This window comes from Bacteroides sp. MSK.18.37 (genome assembly GCF_019129155.2).
GTDB classification, from domain to species: Bacteria; Bacteroidota; Bacteroidia; order Bacteroidales; family Bacteroidaceae; genus Bacteroides; species Bacteroides ovatus.
Window position 1 is genome coordinate 3149178 of sequence record NZ_JAHOIB020000001.1, and the last position, 23202, is coordinate 3172379.

General features: G+C 38.5%; 20 protein-coding genes and 1 CRISPR repeat array (1 of these 21 cut by a window edge). Of the genes, 18 read left to right on the forward strand and 2 right to left on the reverse strand.

Annotation, left to right across the window (positions count from 1 at the left end; all coding sequences use genetic code 11):
• Nucleotides 1-938: direct repeats of the CRISPR family, unit length 47 nt; unit sequence ATTGTTCCCAATGGTTCAAAGATACTAATTTGAAAGCAAATCACAAC; it begins 873 nt to the left of the window's first position.
• 365 nt (nt 939-1303) lie between these two features.
• The 3 genes from KSX81_RS12595 (at nt 1304) to KSX81_RS12605 (ending at nt 4395) form a co-directional block, all read left to right on the forward strand.
• Entirely contained in the window at nt 1304-1525 is a 222-nt protein-coding gene (locus tag KSX81_RS12595) for a DUF4248 domain-containing protein (RefSeq protein ID WP_032846614.1), read from the forward strand.
• A gap of 472 nt (nt 1526-1997) precedes the next feature.
• The gene (locus KSX81_RS12600) at nt 1998-2390 is read left to right on the forward strand and encodes a hypothetical protein (RefSeq protein ID WP_004322958.1); all 393 of its coding nucleotides are present in this window, start codon (nt 1998-2000) and stop codon (nt 2388-2390) included.
• Between the two features lie 229 nt (nt 2391-2619).
• On the forward strand, nt 2620-4395 hold the full coding sequence (locus tag KSX81_RS12605) for an oxaloacetate decarboxylase (protein WP_032844821.1): 1776 nt from the start codon (nt 2620-2622) through the stop codon (nt 4393-4395).
• A gap of 233 nt (nt 4396-4628) precedes the next feature.
• Here the strand turns inward: KSX81_RS12605 and KSX81_RS12610 are convergent, their stop codons facing one another.
• The gene (locus tag KSX81_RS12610) at nt 4629-5129 is read right to left on the reverse strand and encodes a hypothetical protein (RefSeq protein ID WP_099147335.1); all 501 of its coding nucleotides are present in this window, start codon (nt 5127-5129) and stop codon (nt 4629-4631) included.
• A 289-nt stretch (nt 5130-5418) separates the two neighbouring features.
• On the opposite strand from KSX81_RS12610, the gene KSX81_RS12615 reads away from it, so the two are divergent.
• From KSX81_RS12615 to KSX81_RS12630, 4 genes are read left to right on the forward strand one after another with little or no spacing between them, the layout of a single operon-like run.
• Nucleotides 5419-6318 carry a helix-turn-helix transcriptional regulator gene (locus tag KSX81_RS12615; RefSeq protein WP_217725457.1) on the forward strand — a complete coding sequence of 300 codons (900 nt, stop codon included), beginning with the start codon at nt 5419-5421 and terminating at the stop codon, nt 6316-6318.
• 58 nt (nt 6319-6376) lie between these two features.
• Nucleotides 6377-7396 (forward strand): hypothetical protein, encoded by a 1020-nt coding sequence (locus KSX81_RS12620; protein ID WP_175353276.1) that lies wholly within the window; start codon nt 6377-6379, stop codon nt 7394-7396.
• A complete protein-coding gene (locus KSX81_RS12625) occupies nt 7393-8655 on the forward strand; it encodes an MBL fold metallo-hydrolase (RefSeq protein WP_217725458.1) in 1263 nt (420 codons plus the stop codon). The genes KSX81_RS12620 and KSX81_RS12625 overlap by 4 nt, the downstream gene beginning before the upstream one ends.
• A complete protein-coding gene (locus KSX81_RS12630; protein ID WP_195645662.1) occupies nt 8652-9221 on the forward strand; it encodes a metallophosphatase domain-containing protein in 570 nt (189 codons plus the stop codon). Before KSX81_RS12625 ends, KSX81_RS12630 begins: the two co-directional genes overlap by 4 nt.
• 253 nt (nt 9222-9474) lie before the next feature.
• On the opposite strand, the gene KSX81_RS12635 is transcribed toward KSX81_RS12630, so the two are convergent.
• The gene (locus tag KSX81_RS12635) at nt 9475-9870 is read right to left on the reverse strand and encodes a helix-turn-helix domain-containing protein (RefSeq protein WP_004298505.1); all 396 of its coding nucleotides are present in this window, start codon (nt 9868-9870) and stop codon (nt 9475-9477) included.
• A gap of 393 nt (nt 9871-10263) precedes the next feature.
• On the opposite strand from KSX81_RS12635, the gene KSX81_RS12640 reads away from it, so the two are divergent.
• From KSX81_RS12640 to KSX81_RS12690, 11 genes are all read left to right on the forward strand, one after another.
• Nucleotides 10264-11133 (forward strand): hypothetical protein, encoded by an 870-nt coding sequence (locus tag KSX81_RS12640; RefSeq protein WP_004298503.1) that lies wholly within the window; start codon nt 10264-10266, stop codon nt 11131-11133.
• Nucleotides 11130-12395 carry a DUF6175 family protein gene (locus KSX81_RS12645; RefSeq protein WP_217725459.1) on the forward strand — a complete coding sequence of 422 codons (1266 nt, stop codon included), beginning with the start codon at nt 11130-11132 and terminating at the stop codon, nt 12393-12395. The genes KSX81_RS12640 and KSX81_RS12645 overlap by 4 nt, the downstream gene beginning before the upstream one ends.
• 11 nt (nt 12396-12406) lie before the next feature.
• Nucleotides 12407-14284 carry an LPP20 family lipoprotein gene (locus KSX81_RS12650; RefSeq protein ID WP_217725460.1) on the forward strand — a complete coding sequence of 626 codons (1878 nt, stop codon included), beginning with the start codon at nt 12407-12409 and terminating at the stop codon, nt 14282-14284.
• A 30-nt stretch (nt 14285-14314) separates the two neighbouring features.
• The gene (locus KSX81_RS12655; RefSeq protein ID WP_115483920.1) at nt 14315-14896 is read left to right on the forward strand and encodes an LPP20 family lipoprotein; all 582 of its coding nucleotides are present in this window, start codon (nt 14315-14317) and stop codon (nt 14894-14896) included.
• A gap of 68 nt (nt 14897-14964) precedes the next feature.
• A complete protein-coding gene (locus KSX81_RS12660) occupies nt 14965-15972 on the forward strand; it encodes a hypothetical protein (protein ID WP_118418265.1) in 1008 nt (335 codons plus the stop codon).
• Nucleotides 15969-17543, forward strand: coding sequence for a hypothetical protein (locus KSX81_RS12665; protein WP_217725461.1), 1575 nt, complete (start codon nt 15969-15971; stop codon nt 17541-17543). Before KSX81_RS12660 ends, KSX81_RS12665 begins: the two co-directional genes overlap by 4 nt.
• A gap of 12 nt (nt 17544-17555) precedes the next feature.
• Nucleotides 17556-18842 (forward strand): hypothetical protein, encoded by a 1287-nt coding sequence (locus KSX81_RS12670; protein WP_115483923.1) that lies wholly within the window; start codon nt 17556-17558, stop codon nt 18840-18842.
• 215 nt (nt 18843-19057) lie between these two features.
• The gene (locus tag KSX81_RS12675; RefSeq protein WP_115483924.1) at nt 19058-19351 is read left to right on the forward strand and encodes a nucleotidyltransferase family protein; all 294 of its coding nucleotides are present in this window, start codon (nt 19058-19060) and stop codon (nt 19349-19351) included.
• A gap of 466 nt (nt 19352-19817) precedes the next feature.
• Nucleotides 19818-21095 (forward strand): DUF3575 domain-containing protein, encoded by a 1278-nt coding sequence (locus tag KSX81_RS12680; RefSeq protein ID WP_118418268.1) that lies wholly within the window; start codon nt 19818-19820, stop codon nt 21093-21095.
• A 57-nt stretch (nt 21096-21152) separates the two neighbouring features.
• Nucleotides 21153-22112 (forward strand): DUF5119 domain-containing protein, encoded by a 960-nt coding sequence (locus KSX81_RS12685; protein WP_015531842.1) that lies wholly within the window; start codon nt 21153-21155, stop codon nt 22110-22112.
• Nucleotides 22113-22166: 54 nt separating this feature from the next.
• The gene (locus tag KSX81_RS12690) at nt 22167-23132 is read left to right on the forward strand and encodes a fimbrillin family protein (protein WP_115483926.1); all 966 of its coding nucleotides are present in this window, start codon (nt 22167-22169) and stop codon (nt 23130-23132) included.
• Nucleotides 23133-23202 lie beyond the last annotated feature (70 nt).

Below are 23202 nucleotides of genomic sequence, written 5' to 3' on the forward strand. Positions count from 1 at the left end.
TTTGAAAGCAAATCACAACATAAAGTTTTCAGGGGTAAGCGAGTATACTATTGTTCCCAATGGTTCAAAGATACTAATTTGAAAGCAAATCACAACCGGATGGACTAAGAAAATTATATGACAATCATTGTTCCCAATGGTTCAAAGATACTAATTTGAAAGCAAATCACAACCCGGATTGCGTCAAGGGTTATTGTAGTAAAATTGTTCCCAATGGTTCAAAGATACTAATTTGAAAGCAAATCACAACTGATGAGGAATCTTATATTATTGGTTTGCTATTGTTCCCAATGGTTCAAAGATACTAATTTGAAAGCAAATCACAACTGATGAGGAATCTTATATTATTGGTTTGCTATTGTTCCCAATGGTTCAAAGATACTAATTTGAAAGCAAATCACAACTGATGAGGAATCTTATATTATTGGTTTGCTATTGTTCCCAATGGTTCAAAGATACTAATTTGAAAGCAAATCACAACGCAATGAAAAGAAAGCCCAGCAATGGTCGATTGTTCCCAATGGTTCAAAGATACTAATTTGAAAGCAAATCACAACTGCATGCGAATTTATAACCACCTTAGAATATTGTTCCCAATGGTTCAAAGATACTAATTTGAAAGCAAATCACAACGCGCTGCCGCCTCGTACATAACCACATCGATTGTTCCCAATGGTTCAAAGATACTAATTTGAAAGCAAATCACAACTGTTTTGTGAAGATGTACTTTTTTGTAATATTGTTCCCAATGGTTCAAAGATACTAATTTGAAAGCAAATCACAACACGTCAATGTGTTATGACCCTAATTTTATATTGTTCCCAATGGTTCAAAGATACTAATTTGAAAGCAAATCACAACTCTAATCTTCCAAATGTGTTACATGTTCGTATTGTTCCCAATGGTTCAAAGATACTAATTTGAAAGCAAATCACAACTCTGCTGGCTGACTTTTTTTTAATTTCTATTGTTTCCAATGGTTCAAAGTTACTAATTTAAAAGTAAATCACAATCCATTCATGTATCTCTTTTTAATATAAACATGTTATTTCTTGTGATTTAAAGATTGTCATTTTCGTATAAGTATTTTTAAGTTTCTTTTTGTGAGCATTAGACTTAATTCTAGCGTTAAATATTGAGAATGCTCAATCTGTTTCAATTGCTTAGTAATTGGGTTAATAAAGGTGGGTATTCCTTTATATTAACGATAAAATCCCAAATGACTTGACAAACGCTTTTTGATGTTGTATATTTGTAGAACGAAAGAAACAATGAAACGACAAATTAAAACTTTAAAAACGAAATGAGACGAATCTTATCTTTTGCTGTATTAGCTGCATTGTACTTCCCCGGATGTACGACCAGTAAAAATGCAGTGCGTTGTCTGAGCCGATGGATTAAAGACTGTAACCCGTTGACCAAAGAGCTTGTACCGACTGGTTATATGCCGTATAATCATCGTTATTTGACGATGAAACAGTATAAGATTATAACAAAACATCTAGGAGATCCTTATGAGTATTAGGGTATAGACGACCCGATTAAAAGCTTGAGGCTGCAACCTTTTATAGGGTTTGTAGCCTTTTTTGTTGCATAAATTCAACGTAAATCCTTCTGAAAGCTACATTCGGGTTTTTAATAAACTTGTTGAGAGTTTATTAGAAACTCAAAAGTCGTTTATGCAGAAAAGATAAACTTTTTTCGGTGTGTTGAAATGAGAAATATACGAAATCTTTGTGTGTCTGGTTAATAATCACTACATTATTAAAGACAGTCTCATTTCATCTTTATTTGTGTAATCTTGAATGGGTAGATGTTTTTTCTTGTAATTCTTTATTTTAATTGAAACTTATCATACAATCATATATGATTGTGAGTATATGAATGTGAATATGTTACTTTGGAGAATAATTTATACCTGGCAAGTCAAGGGTCTTAAATGAGAGAGATCAGTCATAAAATATTTAGCAGAGTAATAACAATAAAAAAATGATGAAATGGATACTCTTAAATTGCATTCACACTTTGAAAATTTACTGTATGTGGGAAGAAGCGTGCTCACTAATACAAGTAGCCGCATTCAAAGATTATTTTTTAAAAAAGAGATGTGTATATATGAATACTTGTTTAAGGAGGAAGCAAGTAAAGGCATTGAAATTGTAGTGGACAATGCTGTCTTAGTTTGTGTTTTAGAAAATGATATCTGTAATAAATCTATTCTTTATCTTAATGACTCCACTAATGTAACATCTTATATTAATTATTGCAATAGTACTTTTGAATATGATAAACTTCGTGATAGATGGATTATGCCTGATGGTTATCTTACCCTTTTTATACCGAATGATGACTTTGAAAAGCGATTTGCATTCGTGCAAACCTTAGTATGAATAAACTTCGTGAAGCCTTTGGATTCTTAAGGGGATATATCTGAACATTAGACAATTTGATTTGTTATTTATTATAGTTGGAAGAATGTAGACGTTGTTTGCTTTCATTATGATGTAAAATATCTCTGTTCACCCATTTTTTAAAGGTTGTTTTTGACTATATGTCAAAACAAACCTTTATATTTGTATATGTGAAGTTAACCGAAAAAATCACTTATTATTGACTATGATGAAAAAGGAAATCAAATTCAGTCTTGTTTATCGGGATATGTGGCAATCTTCCGGTAAGTATCAACCTCGGGTTGACCAGCTTGTACGTATAGCTCCATTGATTGTTGAGATGGGCTGTTTTACAAGAGTTGAAACGAATGGAGGTGCTTTTGAGCAAGTGAATCTATTGTACGGCGAAAATCCTAATAAAGCTGTCCGTGCTTTTACTGCACCTTTTAGAGAAGCGGGCATTCAAACACATATGCTCGATCGTGGTTTGAATGCATTACGTATGTATCCGGTTCCGGCGGATGTGCGTAAATTAATGTATAAAGTCAAGCATGCACAAGGGGTGGATATCACCCGTATCTTCTGTGGACTGAATGAGACGAGAAACATTATTCCCTCCATTAAATATGCTCTGGAAGCAGGTATGATTCCGCAGGCAACTCTTTGTATCACGTATTCTCCGGTGCATACCGTTGAGTATTATGCCCGAATTGCCGATCAGCTGATTGAGGCCGGTGCACCTGAAATATGTTTGAAAGATATGGCAGGTATCGGTCGTCCGGGTATGTTAGGAGAATTGGTCAGGACCATCAAGGAGAAACATCCGGATATATTGATTCAATATCATGGTCATAGCGGACCGGGATTGTCTATGGCTTCTATCCTTGAGGTTTGCGAAAATGGTGCGGACATCATTGATGTGGCTATGGAACCGATGTCTTGGGGCAAAGTGCATCCGGACGTAATCTCTGTGCAAGCTATGTTGAAAGATTTAGGCTTCCAGGTTCCCGACATAAATATGAAAGCATATATGAAAGCTCGTGCGATGACGCAAGAATTCATTGATGATTTTCTGGGTTATTTTATGGATCCTACTAACAAATATATGTCTTCGCTTCTACTGAAATGTGGTTTGCCGGGTGGCATGATGGGTTCCATGATGGCAGACCTGAAAGGAGTGCATTCCGGCATCAATATGATATTAAGGAGTAAGAATGAGCCGGAACTTAGTCTGGATGATCTGCTTGTGATGCTTTTTGATGAAGTGGAATATGTATGGCCCAAGCTGGGTTATCCTCCTTTGGTGACTCCTTTCAGCCAGTATGTGAAAAATGTTGCATTAATGAATCTTATGCAGCAGGTAAAAGGGGAAGAACGTTGGACAATGATAGATAACCATACTTGGGATATGATTCTGGGTAAAAGTGGACGTCTGCCGGGTACGCTTGCACCGGAGATTATAGAGTTGGCGAAATCTAAAGGATATGAATTTGTCGATACCGACCCGCAATTGAATTATCCGGATGCTTTGGATGAATATCGAAAGGAAATGGATGAAAATGGCTGGGAATATGGAGAGGATGACGAAGAACTTTTTGAACTGGCTATGCACGATCGCCAGTATCGTGATTATAAGTCCGGGGTTGCCAAAAAGCGTTTTGAGGAAGAGTTGCAACATGCTAAGGATGCGGCAATGGCAAAGAACGGGTATTCGGAAGAGGAAATTAAGAAGTTGAAACGTGCCAAGGCAGATCCGGTTATTGCCCCTGATAACGGACAGGTACTTTGGGAAGTTTCCGTAGAGGGACCATCCATTGCTCCATTCATCGGGCGTAAATATCAGCATGACGAAGTCTTTTGTTATCTTTCCACTCCGTGGGGGGAATATGAAAAGATTCTAACCGGATTTACCGGACGTGTGGTGGAGATATGTGCACAGCAAGGTGCGACTGTACATAAGGGAGATGTAATCGGTTATATTCTACGAAGCGATATTTTTGCGTAGACTCTTATAAGAGTTAGGGTATAGGTAACTCAATAAAGAATTTTAGGGGAGTGTCTAACAAGTCCCTTTTTAGACAGCCCCTTTCTTTTGCGTATAAATTCAATGTAAAGACGATCATGAAAATTCTTATGTGTTGTAATTGAATGGATATTTATCGGTAGTAGAATGGAATGTTTAATATGGAATGAGCGTATTTTGTAAAAAATGCGATGGTCAGAGCAAAAAAAGCGGACTTATTTTGTTCTTTCTATAATTAAGTACAACTGCTTGAATTTCACGATTGGACGGCCAAGGTAGCTGGAGGTGCTGTAACCGTTCGCTTTTGCCCAATCTACGACTTTGTTACGCAGCTTTTCCGGATAGTAGATTGTAAGTAGTTTTTTCTCTATCTGGTCTCTCCATGACTCTGGTAAACTTATGTTGCTAAGGTGGCTAATTGAGGCAATGCCAAGAGCGAGAGCAACGACACTATGGGTGAAGTCTCCACTTTCAGGTGTGGGCTCTATCTGTAAATTCTGTTTCACTCCATCCACGAGGCTCTTGATAGCAAGAATATCTTGGGTGAGGTTGAGCTCTGAGATGAAATCAACCTCTACTTTTGCTAATTGATGAAATAGATCTCCTTTCTCTGCGCCAAGTAGTTTTAAACCCCAATCAATTTGGAAACGCAGAGATTCTACAGCTCTCTTTATACTGAGAGCATCTTTTTTCTTTGGATTTTTTTTGTATGCCATGACGAATAGAATGTTAAAATGAGTGTGCAAAAATAATGGTGAAGTATGCAGAAACGTTGCACACATAAAAAAAATTGCTATAAATTAATATATTTAGGTGGTATGCAGTTTTTTTGCATACAAAAAAGTTAACTTTGTACTAAATAAGATTATGAATTCTACCCTATAAAACATGCTATCAAGATATCTAAAGTAGGAAAAACAATTAGATGAGATATACAAAAAGGGGTTAAGCAATTGAATAATAGAAAATAGTAATAATATTTTGAAAATCACGGAAGTTTAGAAAATGATAAGTAAAACCTTTAACCGCTATATCTGGTTGCTCAACACGCTGCTTCAGCATCGCAGATTAATTTTTGAGGAGATAAGCTGTCGATGGAAAGATAGTTGTCTCGGTGATGGTAGACCGCTTGCATTACGTACATTCCACATGCATAGAGAAGCTATTGCAGAACTTTTTGGTGTAGAGGTCGAATGTGATACATCCAGCTATGAGTATTATATTTCTTCTTCCAGTCAACTGAAAAATGACAAGACTCGTCAGTGGTTGCTTAACTCCTTCACTGTGTCTAATATGATAGAAGCAGGGCGCAACATGAAAGATCGAATTTTGTTTGAGGAAATTCCTGAAGGAACTGAATATCTCCAAACAGTCATAGATGCAATGCAACGAAAAAAGGAACTGAAGATTGATTATAAACCTTTCAATGGTCATCAGTCAATATTTCACTTGCAGCCATACGCTATGAAGGTTTACCATCAGCGTTGGTATGTAGTCGGCTATCTCAAAGAGCAGGAGGGAATAAGGAATATTGCCCTTGATCGTATTTTGGAAATGGAATTGACAGATGACTCATTTATACTCCCCAATGATTTTGATGCAGAAGAATATTATGCTCATACAGTTGGCATATTTGTCAATGACAAATTGAAGCCACAGAAAGTAGTTGTTCGGGTATTCGGTGTTCATGTAGAGTATATGCGTTCTCTGCCACTGCATTTCTCTCAACAAGAGATAAAAACAGAACACAAAGAGTACAGCGACTTTGAATACCAACTTTGCTTAACTCCAGAGCTAACAAGTCAGTTACTTGCTATGGGTGAAAAGATCGAAGTTATGGAGCCAATAGGGCTGCGTGAAGAAATTAGAAAAAGACTTTTTGCTGCCATAAATAGATATAAATAGGAAAATAATGGCGTGCAGAGTCTTAGCAGAGATCAATATACACAGTTATAAACTCTAAATGAAGAAATTGGAAATGGTTAATAATTACACAATAAAAACAACCTATTACGATAGGAAAATGGATGAAAAGTTGCTAACCCAAATAAACGAGCGGTTTCCTTGGATCATCAGTTATGTTAAATCACATAATTGTTTAGATTTCCAGACTGGAAATGATCCTAAAACTAATCGTTCTTGGTTTTCTATATATAGAGGTACTGGACGTATACTAACCTTTCGTAGTCATTCGGGTAAAGTTAATGAAATATGTGATGTAGCCGAGGCTTACAAAGAATTAATGCAACCAGATTTTTTTAGAAATCCAACACCGGATCAGTTTGACACATATTTAGCGAAAATCGCTTCCACGGAAAAATTCAAAAGATACTATAAAGATACAAAGGTTTGCAATGAAGGATATTATCAGACATTAATAGGACGTCGTTATACGTTCGAAGTTAAAGATACTGATGATTTTATTCTTTTTGACAAGGAACTAGTTATCGGTTTTAAAACAAAAGACATAAAAGATGAATGGAATAAGGAAATCGTAGACCAACAAACATTGAAAATTGAACAATTAAGAAAGACGTACAATGGAACACTCCCTGAAGAAATAAAACCTGAGTATGGTGAATTTGACTTCCTTGGTCTAAATACTAATGGAGATATATTGATAATGGAACTTAAACAAAATGATCCTACTAAGACTGCATTGTCGCCCATTCAAACTTCATATTACTATCTACAGTTTCAAAAATTAGCTAGAGAAGATGATAAGTTGTACCAACGAATAAAAGCAATGATCGAGCAAAAAATAGATTATGGACTTATCGGTTCCAATTACAAAAATAAAATACCATTAAAGCTTTCCGGAAGAATAATACCGTGTGTAATTGTAGGAGAAGACAATAGACTATCTGAAACAATCTGCGAAAGATATAGATTTATTCGTGATTTATTTTTGCCGGAAATGAAAGCATACACATGCACATCCGAGGGTACTCTCTTTGCATCAGAAGACTTAGAAACAGAATGAATCTTATTATTCATCGTGGGGCTGACCAGATAGGTGGTTGTATTACAGAAATATCGACTGAGAATTGTAAAATTCTTATAGACTTCGGTAGCAATCTTCCTGGTTACAAAAAAGAAGAACTGACAGAAGAACAAGTAAAATCAATCATAGGAAATGCTGATGCCGTATTCTATACACATTATCATAGTGATCATGTTGGTTTGCACCATCTGATACCAACAAATGTCCTTCAATATATAGGAGTAGGAGCAAAAGAAGTTATGCTCTGCAAATATGACGCTTTGAGGGGGCACGGAGATTACTCCAAACAGATTGAAGCAATAGAGCGTATGGAAACCTATTGTGCGGCAAAACGTATTGATGTCAGTAAGAAAGGGAAGATTTTCGTTACTCCTTATTTTGTTAGTCATTCTGCTTTTGATGCATATATGTTCTTGATAGAATGTGAGGGAAAGAAGATACTACACACAGGAGATTTTCGCAGACATGGCTATATTGGCAAAGGTCTTTTTCCTACTTTGAAGAAGAATGTGGGAGAAGTTGACATACTTATAACAGAAGGAACAATGTTAGGAAGAAGTCAAGAATGTGTGATTTCAGAGAGCGAAATACAGAAGAATATTATAAAGGCATTGCGTGAACACAAGTATGTCTTTGCCTTGTGTTCGTCAACTGACCTTGACCGGCTTGCAACATTCCATGCGGCGTGTAAAAAGACTGGACGTATATTCTTAGTTGATGAGTATCAAAATAGGGTCCTTAATGTATTCACGAAATATGCAGGATGCAAATCTGATTTATTCCAGTTTAATGCTTTCAAGCTAATCAATTATAGAACTGTCAATGTTAGAAACAAGCTACAGAAGGAAGGGTTCTTAATGCCAATTCGAATGAGCAGTGGCTATTTGCTTAAGGGAATGCTCGATATATATAATGATGAAAAACCGTGGTTGATATATTCTATGTGGGGTGGCTATGCAAAAGAGGGTAAAGACTACACAAACAGCGATGTTATAAATATCCGTAATCTGTTTGGCGATAGAATATTAGATGGAACAATGGATGGTGTTCACACAAGTGGACACGCTGATGTTGAAACATTAAAAGAAGTCTGTCAAACTGTTCATCCTCGTATTGGAGTCATACCTATACATAAAGATGAGAACTCACGATATGATAGCATTAGTGGAATTTCTTCATACTTTATATTCGACGAAGGTGATGTTGACATACATGACATTCATATTTCTGTAAAATGAAAATACTTCAAATTTCTGATACGCATAATCAGCATCGGCAGTTGACCGATCTTCCAGCTGCTGATGTCATTGTACACTGTGGCGATTTTACAGACAATGGCACAGAGGAAGAAGTGCTTAACTTTCTCAACTGGTTCATCGAATTACCCTATCCTCACAAAATCTTCATAACTGGTAATCATGACCTTTGCCTTTGGGAGGCTGAAGGCATTGAAGATTTGCCTAACAATGTATACTTCCTTCAAGATTGTGAATGTGAGATTGATGGTATTAAGTTCTTTGGTTTGGCATATAACCATCCTGAGACTTTGATACCAAATGATGTTGACGTGCTCATTACTCATGAACCTCCTATCATGATACTTGATGAATCAGCAGGAATTCACTGGGGAAATGCATTACTTCGAAACAAGATTTACGAGGTAAAGCCACATTATCATTTGTTCGGTCATGCTCATGAAGGATATGGTACATTCAAGGATGAGCACATCATTTTCTCAAATGGGGCAATACTTGATGACAACTACAACTCTTGCCATAAACCTAAACTGATCATTTATAAATAGTCAAATTATAGTTCTCCTGATGGTTATAAACAACAAAAAGTGTATATGCTAAGATTAACTGAAAAGATGAAGTCGGATTATATTTGATCGTATTGGCATTGACATATATTCTATTTGTATTTTATTGATAGTTAACTATATCTATTCCTGTTCCGGTGTCATTCCTAAAATGATATGCCTTTCCTCTCCTGATTCTGGAAGACGGAAGGATAGGCGATACATCGTCTTAGAGATTTCTCTAGGCGTATAATCACTATAAGAGCACTTTATTTTCTAAAAGCTCTATACGTTTATATAACATGTCAAGGAGCCGACTGTTTGCTTTTATTAGCTCACGAAGATCATCTGCCGCTTCGATATGCACGCTACTACAGTCTTTAGCGACTCCAATATTAGTTCCGATAGTACCGGAATTATTGACATACACATTTCCATCTATTTTATTAAATAGCTCCAATGCAGACATATTCAGTACTTCTGCTATTTTATTCAGCCTGGTTAACGTGAGGTCAGTTTCACCATATTCAATCTTACAATAGGCACTTGTTGATAAGTTCAACTTTTCTCCCATTTGTTCTTGTGTAAGATTCTTTTCCATACGAAGCATTTGCAGCCGATGTCCTACTATCTTCTTTAAATCTGTTTCCATGTATCTTGTTATTGGGAAGCAATTTATTATTGGACAAATGTAACAATTTTAGTGGATATAACAAATGCTATTTTATACTTATTCGAGAGAACTGTGGAAAATGCGATAGTGCAAATAGCTTGGAGACGGGAAAACGACCTCGTTTTATTGAACATACCACTCTTTTCCCTTTTCTCGTTGATATTTGGAGATAACTATTCGTTTAACGGATGGTTGTAGTAAATATTGTGTATACAATACACCTTAATGTGTGCTTAACTTTGCAGTCAGAGAAAACACAATCATTCATAACAGTAAATCATTATTGAAAAAAGAACATTCTATATTGTATTAAAAGAGCGAAATATTGCACTAAAAAACAAACATAGCATTAATAATAAATAATAAACAGACATGAAGAAGATTTTACTATTGTTCTCTATTTGCCTAATTCCAATGTTAGGCTATGCACAAACCGATGAAAACGGTAAAGAAAGAGTCTATATTGATTATTTCTCGCGTCCCGGTACTATCAGTAATATTTTGGCGGAAGCATTGCGTAATAAAGTAATAGAAGGTATCCAGAAGATGGATCGTGTAGAACTTATTGATGTTGATTCTAATGAAGCATTGAAGACTGAAGCGAAAAGACGCCAAGAGGCTTCTGCTATGGGAGATGCCGTTTGCAGAAGCGAGGTCATGACAACGTTAGGCGCCCAATATCTTATTCAGGGAAATATTACCAGTATGCAGGGAGTTAAAAAAACAGATAGTAAAGGGAAGACCTATTATCAGGGGAGTGTTTCTTACACGTTGAAAATAGTAGACCCTTCTAACGGTACACTCAAAGGAACCCAGACATTCACTCACGAGGGGCTGACCGGGAATATTGGCGATACTCCTGATGAAGCAATCATTAAGACTTTGGATTATGTAGTAATAAGCATGGACGATTTTGTTGACGAGTATTTCAAAATGAAAGGAACGATTGTACAGATTGAGAGTACCAAAAAAGATAAAGCACAAACTGTATATATCGATCTTGGAACTAAGAGAGGGGTACAAAAAGGCCAGAAATTTATCGTTTACATAGAGATGGATATTGCCGGAGAACTGTCATTGAAAGAAGTCGGACGCTTGAATGTGAAAGAAGTATTGAGCGGAACGCGTTCTTTATGTACCGTGAGCAAAGGCGGTGAGGAGATAATGAAAGCATCGAAAGAAGAAAAGAAATTGATTATTCTTTCTCGAAAAAATACCTTTTTAGGCGGACTTGGACTATGATGAAGTTACGAATACTGCTTTTGAACCTGCTAGTTGTATACACTATTCATTTCATGGCACAGGAGTCATACTCCAATGACGTAACTTGTGTGAAGGCAGATGATAACATAGCCGTTATCACCGCTTCCGGAACAGCCGAAAAAAAGAAAGATGTATATAATATGGCATTGAAGTCGATCTTTAATGCTATATTTCTCAACGGCATTGACGGAGTGGAAAACGGACAGCCGCTCGTCGGGAAAGAAGATTCTTACTATATGAATCAGTTTTTCAGTTCACGTTATATGCTCTTTGTGAAGAACTATGAAACGGTAGGAGATCCGGTACGGCAATCTTCCAAGCTATACAATGGTACAGTAACGGCTCAAATCTTATTAGGTGCGCTTAAAAAAGACTTGATACGGAACAAATTGATGACGAGACCCCAGGAAGAAATGTCGATGGAGGAAACCCGGCAACCAATTGCTTTGCCGACAATCATGGTAGTCCCCTATAAAAGCAATGACCGAAGCTCATACGCTGATATTCTGAAGAATGATTTTGATCTTCGTATAGCCGTAAGTACGGTAAAGGAGGGATTTGTTAAGCTTGGCGTGAAGACAGTGGCTGCCGAGGGAAAACAGTCAGGAACTTTGCGTGCTTCCGAATGGGAAAGTAAGAATGCTGATTCCAATGATAAGCAGTTGTTGATGAATTCGGGAGCGGACGTTTATGTGATTGTTGATTTACAAAAAGACATATCTGCAGCTTCGGGAAGTAGAGTCTCATTGATTATGACTGCTCGTGAAACGGCTACCGGAGTAGATTTGGCTAGCCGGAAAAGCTGGACGAACCGCTTTAGGACGACGGACGTGGATAAGTTATGCGCATATGCGGCACAAGATGTTCTGGATGGTTTTCTGAAAGATATCTCGAAAGAGTTTGCCCGGAAAGTTCAACAGGGGAATACGGTTGTTCTTCGGGTTAGTCTCGCAGATAATGCTATCAATACGATGAATAGTCGGATAAACGGTAGTACTACTCTTTCGGCGCATATACGCAATTGGGTACGAAAAAATGCCCAGGGAGGACGCTACCATATTCAAGGTGCTGTGGACGATAGTCTGATATTTGATTCGATACAGATTCCTGCAAAGGACAGCGACGGCTTGCCGATGGATTGCATCACGTTTGCGGATAATCTGGTTAATTATCTGAATGATTCGGGAATAGATAGTGAACATAGAGTGGATGGAAGTACCATCTATTTGACTATTCAATAAATCAAGGACGTATGAAACATTGGTTTTTATTTATTCTTGTGATTTCATGGTTTTGCTTTCCGCTTTCCGGTCAACAAACGAACCGTCCTGACTGGGTGAAACAGCATCCTGTTAGTGGTTTAAGTTACATCGGAATAGGAATGGCTGAAATATCGGAAGGAGATTATCAGCAAAAGGCAAAGCAAAACGCTTTGTCTGATCTTGTATCTGAAATTCAAGTGGTGATTGCCGCCAATTCTTTGTTGAATACGTTGGAGGACGATGGTAATGTGAAACAAACCTTCGCAGAAAGTATTCGTACAGAAGCCCGGGCGGAAATAGAGAACTTTCGTCTGGTGGATTCCTGGCAAGGTGACAATGAGTATTGGGTTTATTATGAACTGAATAAGGATGATTATGCGGCTTTGGTGGCAGCACGTCGTCAGAAGGCAATCCGTAACGGCTTCGATTTCTGGTATAAGGGACACATTACCTTACAACAGGGAGATTTAATGACTGCCATTGAATTATTCTCGAATGGAATGGAGGCTATACGCCCGGTACTTAATCAGGAATTGTTCTGCTCTTACGAAGGAAAGACGATTAATCTGGCGACTGAACTATATGCGGCTTTGGCCGGAGTATTTGATGGAATAACGATTGTTCTGAATCCGGCAACCGTTTCAGCCACGCCGTTTCAAGGTATAAGGGAGCCTATTGCTATAGGTGTTTACCGTAATGGAAATCCGTTAAGGAATATCCGGTTGAAAGCCGAGTTTGTTTCCGGGTCGGGAGATTTGTCTTCCATGTCTCCCACCGACGAATCGGGAGTTGCCGCTCTTTATGTGCGCAATATTACTTCTAAACAGGCACAGCAGGAAATTGGAATTTCATTAATTGATGATGTGTTCAGCTTGTTCCGGAAGGGAAGTTATGCAGCTTTATTCAAACAAATGCTTTCTTCTCTTCCCGGAGCAACGTTGACTGTCAACACGGCGCAGACACAGACTTCTGCTTATGTTAGAAGTGCGCAGAGCGATATAGAGACGGTGGAACGAACTGTGAAGAGTTTGCTGAACAATCATTTCTTTAACGTAGTTGCATCTCCTTCTGAAGCCGACATTATCGTTACATTGGATAATAAGTGTCGTAAAGGCAATACCGTTCCGGGTGAACTGTACAACTTCATCGAATTCTTTTCTACGTTGGGGATTAAAATAGAAAATAACCGGACGGGGCAAATCCTATTGAATTATTCTATTAATGATGAACGGACATTAGTACCAGAAAATAAGTCCGCTTCTCAAGGCAAGAATATGGCGGCGCGTGAATTGATAAAACGGTTGAATCGGGAGTTTGCGCATGAATTGAAGAAAATAACATTCGACAGAACCGGAAAGATTCCGGAAAGACAGAAGATGTTGCCGGATGTTCCTGTTCCGGTAGTCGGTGCTTCCGTACCGGAAAAAGAAGCTGATCCGGTTATATCTGTCCCTGTTGTGGTGCCGGAAGTTATTCCTGCTCCTTTGGTTCCGGTTAAGTCCGCCAAACCAGAGAATCAAAAGGCAATTCGGGTTGAATGGTTGGATGGTGTCTTTGTTGAATTTGACAAACTTGCAACTTTAGGAGACAAATCGAGGATACATCTTAAGATTGTGAATACAAATGCTGACGATTGCGAAGTGGACTTATATAGTGGAAATCTGACGGTTATAAACGAAAAAGGTGAAGAATCTCCGATTGTCAGTGTCAAACTGGGTTCTAAGTTCAATGACCGCAGAGTCACTGCGCTCATTGTGCCTGATCTGCCTACGGAGATGGTTATTGAGGTAAGTAAGTTGCAATCTGTGGCACTGCTGCAATTGAAGGATTTCAAAAATAATATAGTGAAGTTGAGAGGCTTGAAATGAATCATATATTAACATTAAAAAAGACTTGAAATGAAAAGAATTAATTTATTGGGAACAGCATTGCTAACCATTGCTGTTATGACAAGTTGCGGTAGTTCAAAACCTGTAACACAAACAGTGCAGCAACCGACAGTGCAACAGGACGTAGAAATTAATGTTCCTTGTTCGGGACCGGAATTTCAAACGAACAAAGAGTATTTTAGAGCTAGTTCGATGGGACTTTCTACGGATATGTCTATTGCAAAGAAAAAAGCGATGACGGAGGCCCGGGCTGAAATTGCTACTGCTATCAATGCAAAAGTGAAATCGGTAACCGATAGTTATGTTTCCTCTTATCAGCAAGGTGAAAATGATGAAAGCAAAAGTCGTTATCAATCATTGACCCGTACGGTAGTGGAACAGGAATTGAGCGGTACGCGTGTAATTTGTGAAAAAACCATGAAGACTCCTGATGGTAAATACAAAGTATATGTCTCTCTTGAACTGGCAGGAGAGGAAATCATGAATGCTATGGCAAATCGTATTAAGAATGATGACAAATTGCGCATTGACTTTGAATATGAAAAGTTCAAAAAGGTATTTGAAGAAGAAATGAGTAAAAACGCCCAATAATCAGCTTGTTTAGAACACAGAGGATAGTAATGATCTCTTTAATAACTACCCAACTATTTGAAGATTGAATGATGAAACTTAATTTGTCGGATATAAGATATAATTGGGTAGTTATTTTTATTATCCAGTTGCTTTTGTCTCCCGGTATTGATGTGTTTTCACAGGCAATGTCTGTTGATACAGTTTATAACCAATCTTATGACTGGAGATCGGGACAGCGGGAGACTTTGCCGGAATGGGTGTTTGCTTCTCAACGGAAAGGCCGGGTAATTGGTATATCTGATCCTTGTATGAAATCCGAAGCTGCAAGGATGCTTGCTTTGCAAAGAGCGGCTTATCTGTATTCATTGCAGCAAGGGGTACAATTGAGACTTCTCTCGGACGTTTTTTCCACCATGGAGACTGCCAGTAATACATACGAAGACCAAAGAAACAAAATGCTTGTATTGGGAGTGATCGAACATCCCGTTCAACATGTTTCCTACCGGATTGAGCATGAATATACTTCTATATTTGGAGAGAAATTTCTGGAGGTATCTTTTACTCCATCGAATGATAGTTGCGATTTTTCTTATCATTCCATTAGTGAGTTGATGCTTTTGTTTACGAAAGAAAGGGTTGAGGAAGAAGAGGTGAAATTCAATTTATTGTTGGAATCGGATAGTTGTAGGGAGCAATCAGACCAGTCATGGTTTCAGCTTAAGGGAACACAGTCGTCTCCTCAAATAATTTCATATATGAACGGAGTTGAAATTTGTTCTTTACAAGAAGACTGTTGGTATGAAGATGCTGGTTTCGGAGGTCAGGGCGGACTGGAGAAGATGGATATGAGGAATGCCTTTTGGAATGCCTATATGTCTTCTTTAGTGAAGGCGTTGTTGTTATATCCGTTTTCTGATGTAAATGTCAAGCAGGTAGACGATCGTTTCAATGGCGGCACTGATTCCGGTTGTGGTTTGTATCGGGAGAAGGTTGTCGCTGTCTTGTCTATTTCCCCCTTTATCAAAGATATACGGAATAATAAGCTGTGTGTGGATTGGCAGATAACAGAACAACAAAATATAATAAGGAAATGAGGAAAAATAGGATACGAATACTATCTATGGTAGTTTTTTCATTGTGTTTGCCGTTTAGTCTTTTTGCGCAAATAGATAAAGACATGAAGGAGTTTGACGATTTTGTGAAGCAGCAGCACAAAGAGTTTGATGATTTTGTGAGCGAACAGAATAAGGAATTTGCCGAATTTCTGAAAGAAACCTGGAAAGAGTATGACTTGCAGAAGCCGGTGGTACGTCCTCAAAGACCAGAGCCTGTAAAACCGGTTAGCTTTGACCGTAAGAAGCCGGCAACAAAACCGCAAGAGGTTAAAGTAGGGGAGGTGACCCGACTCCCCATTCCGACAGTGACTCCAAGTGCGACATTTTCTCCTTCAAAAGGGAAAACACCGGTTCCGGTTATACCGGGAGGTAAAGATGTGGCTGTAGAACCGGAAAAGGATTCTGCGGTGCTCCCTGAAATAAAACCGGAAGTGAAGCCTGAAGAAACTGTTCCGGCCAAACGCTCGCTTTCCGGTGTAGAGTTTTCGTTCTACAGTAAAGATTGTGTTGTCAATGCTTCATTGAAGAACCGGCTCACTTTAAAAGGGATTGCAGAGAAAGATATTTCTGCCGGATGGGAGACGTTATCGCGTAGCAACTATCAGCCTTTGATAGACGACTGTCTGGCTTTTAAAAAGGATAATGCCCTGAATGACTATGGTTATCTGCTGTTGACGAGGAAAGTGGCTGCTGAACTATGTGGAAGTACTCATTCCGATGAAATAGCTCTTATGCAAATGTTTCTCCTTTCTCAATCGGGATATAGGGTTAAGGTGGCGCGTATGGATAACCGCCTTACTTTATTCTATGCTTCGGGTAACATGATTTATGCTACCTGTTTTATTACTTTGAATGGAGTAAACTATTACAGGTTTGATACTACCCCGAATAAAACTAATTCTATTTACACTTACAACCGTGATTTCGCCAATGCGAAGAACCCGGTAAATATGAATATCACTACTCCTCAACCCTTTTCAGGAACTTACGTGGAGAAAACGTTGCAAGCGAAAGCTTATCCATCCGTCAAAGTCTGCTCGAAAGTAAATTCGGGACTTATTTCTTTCTATAAGGATTATCCGCAATGTGACTTTTCTGTCTATGTGGGAGCTCCTGTCAGTCAGGAAGTACAACAGACGGTGCTTCCATCATTGCAAGCTGCCATACAAGGGAAAAAACAATCGGAAGCTGCTAATATACTGATTAATTTCGTGCAGACAGCTTTTGATTATAAGACAGATGGTGACCAGTTTGGTTATGAAAAGCCTTTCTTTGTGGATGAGCTGTTCTACTATCCTTATTCCGATTGCGAAGACCGTGCTGTGTTATACTCTTATTTGGTACGTACTCTTATGGGGCTTGATGTTGTATTGTTGGAATATCCCAATCACATGGCAACAGCGGTCTGTTTTGATGAAAACATTGACGGAGATTATATAACTGTAAGCGGAAAGAAGTACATTATTTGTGATCCTACTTATATCGGAGCTTCTATCGGGCTTGCCATGTCGCAATTTAAGAACGTGGCAGCCAAGGTGTTGAAATATTAATTTTATTATATTATGAAGAATATTAAAAAGTATTTGTGTGCCATTGTAATGATGGTTATTTCGATGACTGCATTTGCGCAGGAAGATGTTTTTAGCGGTGACTGGCTAGGAGCAAATAAAGAAGGCGATTTAAAGGTTGCGTTCACATTGAATTGTGATGGTAATTGGCAATTGAATCCTTATAATGAGAATGCCAGATGCAATGGATTTATGGAAGTGAATATGCTGGAACCCGGTGGAAGGGAATCTTTGATGGCAACTTATGAGTTTTACGTCGAGAGTATGAACGGGAATGAACTGACTCTTTCTTTTGTAGGCGGACGTCCGGAGGTTGATGCCGGGATTTCCGGTCAATGCAAAGTCGTTTATAAGGATGATAAGTTGTCGTTTACCGGACTTGATAAAGGCGGAAAAGATGCTGCCTTTAATGGATTGACACTTGTAAAAAGCGGTAGTGGAGCTGATGCAATAGCTGATGCTGCGGCGGATGACGGAGTTCCTTTGGGAGTAAAGATATTGGCTGTTGTCCAACTGGTTTTGTCTATTGCCGTTGTTTTATTTATTGTGGGGCATATGTTTTTTGTATGGTATAAGGGCGCACGTTATAAAGAGGTTTTTACGGTAGAAGGAATGTTGAATAAACGCCTTGCAGCCGGAATGCCGGAGAAAATGACGGATGACGAGATAACGGAGGCATGGAAGCTGATGGATGAGGCATTCGCTACTTGGACGGTGATTGAAAAAACAGATGATGATGAATTCAGAAAGCCGACAAAGATGAAGCAAATTAAGAAATCTGTTCTTTTGATTGATCAGGTTATCGGTATGTGTCCTACTGATGCTGATGTCATAGAACGCTTAAACTCATTGACTGATGTGATTAATAGTGGTGAAGAACGTCATTTTGATGGTTCCAAGAAATTAATCTGGTTAGGTGTCATTGTGGGTATCTTGATGTATTGGATGATGGGAGTCGGTATGATGTTTTCTACTTTAATAGCTACCGGTTTGTATGTGGTAGCGAGCAGGACGCCTCAATTCTTAATTGATAAGCGGGCACTTCGTGGCGGTGGAAACATTCATAATGGTATTTTTGCCGGAGTGTTCGGGTTATTGGCAGGAGCGCAGACAGTGCGGACAATATACAAGTTTAATGATGGTCATAAAGAATATTCTGATGATCATTCACAACATTGGATTGCTTTGGCAATCGGACTTGTCGTTTTGTTTGTATTGGCAATGATGATGGCGTTCTGGGCACTTCTGAACTATTTACGTAATTATGTTCTGTACTTTTGATGGATAAAACTAACATGGTTGTTAATAATGGATTCGGCAGCATAATTAGGCTATTTATGTTTTGAAGTAGAATTTAGAGTAGTAGGTGTACAGGGGATCGATGAAAATTCGATGACCTGTGCATCTTTTTTTAATTAGTGATACTACAAAATATGATTAAGAACTTGCTAATTCCAATATAAATTTTAATATTTGCATTATAACAATAGTGTCAATTGAAAACAAAAGATGAAATAATCGCTATTCTCCGGAATTTTAAGGAAGAATTTGGGGAGAGATATGGAATTGAAAAGTTGGGACTTTTTGGTTCTGTGGCTCGTGGTGAGCAGAAAGAGGATAGTGATATTGATATTTGTGTAAAGCTTCAAGATCCGGATTATTTTATTCGAATGGAAATAAAAGAGTCATTAGAAGAGCGTTTTAATGCAAAAGTGGATGTCGTGTCTTTAACCGCAATTATGCGTAGTTTATTTCGCAATCATATAGAGAAAGATGCAATCTATATCTAATTTTTATTATGCCAAACGGTAGTCTTTAGGTACCACTCCCATCCGCTTTGTAAACTCCTTATAGAAATGTGATCTATTCATAAACCTACTTTGATACATGATTTCTTTAATGAAATTTTTGGGTGGGGATAAAATATCTCGTAGAAAATTCCTGGCGACTCCCGATCATAGTTATTTTCCGATTTGTATAGAGGCGATGAAGCTTGGTATCCATGTGTATGTGGAAAAGCCGCTTGTCAGAACTTCCTATGAATGTGAACTGTTTGCAGGCGGAACAGAAGTACGGTGTTATCACGCAGATGAGTTACCAAGGACATTTTTTCTGTTTATTATTGAGCTTAAACTCTCAAAACTTGCAAAATCGTTTCAATCGTTTCACAGAATCTTTCATGTCTTGATTTTTGTTCTAAAAGTATGATTCGGTTTGTTTTCTAACTTCTATATTTGTCATCAGAAACGAACGACAATGAAACATGGTATCTATATATTGACTATTCTTATGGCTTTATTAAGCCTTCCAGAAAGTGGGTATGCTTCGATTCCATTTTTCGCTGTTGCGAATGATACAATCCGGCGGGTAGTGATATATTTTGATGCGAATGATGCGGGAGTGAATCCTTGTTATAAAGGTAATAATCAAGTGATTGCAGCTTTGGATTCTTTGTTTCCCGGGAATTTGAATACGAAATATATAACTGCGCTAAATGTGGAAACTTTTGTTTCTCCTGATGGCAACGAGTCTGATAATAAAAGTTTGGTTGCCCGGAGAAATGATTCGATAAAGGAATTCTTGCAACGGTATAATTCGGATGTTAGTGTTGATAAGATTCATTTTTTTTCAGAGGGAGAGGATTGGTCGGAGTTTCGTAAGTTGGTGGCATCCGACTCCAACTTGCCGGATCGGGAAGAAGTGCTGATATTAATTGATTATCATAAGAATGATGTCAATAAACGGAAGCAACTGTTGCGGAAATTGAATCGGGGAATTGCTTACCGATACATTGTTCACAATATCTTTCCGGAGCTGCGGCGATCGGTTATTACGATTGTTGGAGAAACTCCGAAATTAAGTAAAGAGGCTTTTGAACCGGTATCTTCTGTCTCCGGGTTGTTTGTTTCAAATCAGGAAGAGGCGCTTCCGAAAGATCAACCTGATAAGTCTGTGGGAGAAAGTGAAGAAAAACAGGCCTGTGAGGTCGATATATCGGAGGCAGAAGGGCCGGTGAAAAGCCAAACTGTACTTGCAGTGAAGAATAATCTGTTATATGATTTGGCATTGGCGCCAAATATAGAAGTGGAAATTCCGATAGGCAAGAGGTGGTCTTTGAATACTGAATATAAATGTCCGTGGTGGCTGAATAGCAAACATGATTTCTGCTATCAGCTTCTTTCGGGAGGGATGGAAGGACGTTGTTGGCTGGGAAACCGTCAGAGACGTGACCGATTGACCGGACAGTTTATCGGACTTTATGCTGAAGGCGGGATATATGATTTTCAGTTACGTGGCGACGGCTATCAAGGTAAGTATTACGGAGCTGCGGGAGTGACTTATGGATATGTACGGCAGTTGGCACGGCATTTTTCCCTTGAATTCAGTCTTGGCATAGGGTATTTGACAACAGAATATAAAAAATATACTCCTTATGAGGGAGATATTATATGGATAAATAGTGGGCGTTATAACTTTATTGGTCCTACCAAGGCGAAAGTTTCTTTGGTATGGCTGATAACAACAAAGAGATAGGAGGGCGCAATGCGGAATACAAGATACAGGTTTCTTGTGCTTTTGTCCTCGCTACTGATGCTAACTGGATGTAGCCGTCGCGATATATTGGATGATTATCCCGTAAGTGGGGTAGATATAAAGCTGGATTGGGATGGAGTGACAGATCAACTGCCGGAGGGAGTTCGGGTGATTTTTTATCCGAAGAACGGAGATGGCAGGAAAGTAGATAAATACCTTTCGGTGCGAGGCGGAGAAATGAAAGTTCCTCCGGGACGGTATTCAGTAGTAACTATGGGTTATAACTTTAACTCGGATCGTATACGAATTAGAGGAGAAGAGTCCTATGAATCTATAGAAGCTTATACAGAATATTGCAATGATTTGGGGATTGCAGGAATGGAAAAGATGGTTTGGTCACCCGATTCGTTGTATGTATTGAATATAGATGAGCTGAAAATAGAGAAGAGTGAAGAAGTGCTTCATTTAGACTGGAAGATGGAATCTGTGGTGAAGAAATATTCTTTTGCAGTAGAGGCTAAAGGTTTGGAGTATGTTGCAACAGTGGTAGGGAGCATTGATGGATTATCCGATTGTTACTGTATAGGCAAAGGTCGTGGAGTGTGTAGCTCACAACCTATCTACTTTGAGGTAAAGAAGGGAGACAATAAGGTAACGGCATCTTTCACCGCTTTCAAACAAGTAAAGGAAATGACAATGCCGACGCGAATGTCAATATCAGAGAGGGAAACTTCTAGTGAGAAAGATGCTATAATATTAATATTGAAATTTATCAAAACAGATAATACAGTTCAGGAAGCAACAATTGATGTTACTGAAATAATAGGTACACTTGAAAATGCTGGAACAGGGGAAGATGGAAAACCAACTCCACCACCGGAAATTGAGTTACCGCCTGATGATAAGATTGAAGTTGATAAGCCGGAAACACCACCGAATCCTGATGGAGGTGGAGGAATGGGGGGCAATGTTGATGGATGGGGACCCGAAGATAATGTTGAGTTACCCGTGAAATGAAATAGATGCTATAAACAAAATATAACAATATTATAAACTTAAAAAAATACAGTTATGAAGAAGATTTTATTGGCAGTAACAGCTGCTTTGGCAATTACGGGTTGCTCACAGAATGAAGAGTTTGAAGCCCCTTCACAGAAGGCCGAAATTAATTTTAATACGGCGGTAACTAGAGCTACTGAACTGGATACAGACGGTTTAGAGAATTCTGGCTTTCAGGTTTATGCGTATAATACGAAGGCAGAGGAGATGAGTGCTACGGTGACTCTTTCGACACCATGGATAAATGGTTCTGCTACTTGTTCGGATTCTAAATGGACGGTATCTGGAGGTCCATATTATTGGCCTCTTGCAGAAAATCTGCAATTCTTTGCATACTCTCCAAAAGACGGAGTTACATATACAGCTCCGAATGGTACTACTGATAAAGGATATCCTAAGTTTACTTATACAGTGGGAAATACAGCTGCCCTTCAAAAGGACTTAGTGATTGCATCTGTGGCAAATGCTCAAAAGAAGAAAAATGAAGCAGCAACAGATGTTTCTTTAACTTTTAAACATGCATTGACTCAAGTAAATATCGAGGTGACAAAAGAGGCTGGTTATACCTATACTATATCTAAAGTGGAATTGACTGGAATTAAGGGAAGTGGAACATTTACATATACAGGTGTTAACGCAGGGACTTGGACTGCAGGTACAGAGACAAGTGTCTCTTATGCATATGAACTTGGGGCTTTTTCAGATGATAAGACAACTGTAAAAGCAGGTAATGCGTTGATGTTAATACCGCAAGCTCTTACTGATGCAAAAATATCTATAGAATATACCGTAGAGAAAGATGGAAGTAAGATTGCTGAAAATAGTAAGGAAGTATCTTTGACAAGTACTGCTGCATGGGCGTTTGGAAAGAAAATACTATATAAACTAACATTGCCTATTGGTGCTCAAGAAGTTGGTATCACTGCAACTGTTACTAGTTGGGATGCTGAAGATCCTGTAACTCCAACTGTTGACTAACACAAGATTAAATCTATGGAACCGATGTAATTTGTATGTTACATCGGTTCTTCTTGTGTTTTGGAATTAT

What these genes read in the sequence shown, in the direction of transcription:
- KSX81_RS12595 (WP_032846614.1), top strand. Translation starts at nt 1,304, where the DNA reads ATGAGACGAATCTTATCTTTTGCTGTATTAGCTGCATTGTACTTCCCC.
- KSX81_RS12600 (WP_004322958.1), top strand. Translation starts at nt 1,998, where the DNA reads ATGGATACTCTTAAATTGCATTCACACTTTGAAAATTTACTGTATGTG.
- KSX81_RS12605 (WP_032844821.1), top strand. Translation starts at nt 2,620, where the DNA reads ATGAAAAAGGAAATCAAATTCAGTCTTGTTTATCGGGATATGTGGCAA.
- KSX81_RS12610 (WP_099147335.1), bottom strand. Translation starts at nt 5,129, where the DNA reads ATGGCATACAAAAAAAATCCAAAGAAAAAAGATGCTCTCAGTATAAAG.
- KSX81_RS12615 (WP_217725457.1), top strand. Translation starts at nt 5,419, where the DNA reads ATGATAAGTAAAACCTTTAACCGCTATATCTGGTTGCTCAACACGCTG.
- KSX81_RS12620 (WP_175353276.1), top strand. Translation starts at nt 6,377, where the DNA reads ATGAAGAAATTGGAAATGGTTAATAATTACACAATAAAAACAACCTAT.
- KSX81_RS12625 (WP_217725458.1), top strand. Translation starts at nt 7,393, where the DNA reads ATGAATCTTATTATTCATCGTGGGGCTGACCAGATAGGTGGTTGTATT.
- KSX81_RS12630 (WP_195645662.1), top strand. Translation starts at nt 8,652, where the DNA reads ATGAAAATACTTCAAATTTCTGATACGCATAATCAGCATCGGCAGTTG.
- KSX81_RS12635 (WP_004298505.1), bottom strand. Translation starts at nt 9,870, where the DNA reads ATGGAAACAGATTTAAAGAAGATAGTAGGACATCGGCTGCAAATGCTT.
- KSX81_RS12640 (WP_004298503.1), top strand. Translation starts at nt 10,264, where the DNA reads ATGAAGAAGATTTTACTATTGTTCTCTATTTGCCTAATTCCAATGTTA.
- KSX81_RS12645 (WP_217725459.1), top strand. Translation starts at nt 11,130, where the DNA reads ATGATGAAGTTACGAATACTGCTTTTGAACCTGCTAGTTGTATACACT.
- KSX81_RS12650 (WP_217725460.1), top strand. Translation starts at nt 12,407, where the DNA reads ATGAAACATTGGTTTTTATTTATTCTTGTGATTTCATGGTTTTGCTTT.
- KSX81_RS12655 (WP_115483920.1), top strand. Translation starts at nt 14,315, where the DNA reads ATGAAAAGAATTAATTTATTGGGAACAGCATTGCTAACCATTGCTGTT.
- KSX81_RS12660 (WP_118418265.1), top strand. Translation starts at nt 14,965, where the DNA reads ATGATGAAACTTAATTTGTCGGATATAAGATATAATTGGGTAGTTATT.
- KSX81_RS12665 (WP_217725461.1), top strand. Translation starts at nt 15,969, where the DNA reads ATGAGGAAAAATAGGATACGAATACTATCTATGGTAGTTTTTTCATTG.
- KSX81_RS12670 (WP_115483923.1), top strand. Translation starts at nt 17,556, where the DNA reads ATGAAGAATATTAAAAAGTATTTGTGTGCCATTGTAATGATGGTTATT.
- KSX81_RS12680 (WP_118418268.1), top strand. Translation starts at nt 19,818, where the DNA reads ATGAAACATGGTATCTATATATTGACTATTCTTATGGCTTTATTAAGC.
- KSX81_RS12685 (WP_015531842.1), top strand. Translation starts at nt 21,153, where the DNA reads ATGCTAACTGGATGTAGCCGTCGCGATATATTGGATGATTATCCCGTA.
- KSX81_RS12690 (WP_115483926.1), top strand. Translation starts at nt 22,167, where the DNA reads ATGAAGAAGATTTTATTGGCAGTAACAGCTGCTTTGGCAATTACGGGT.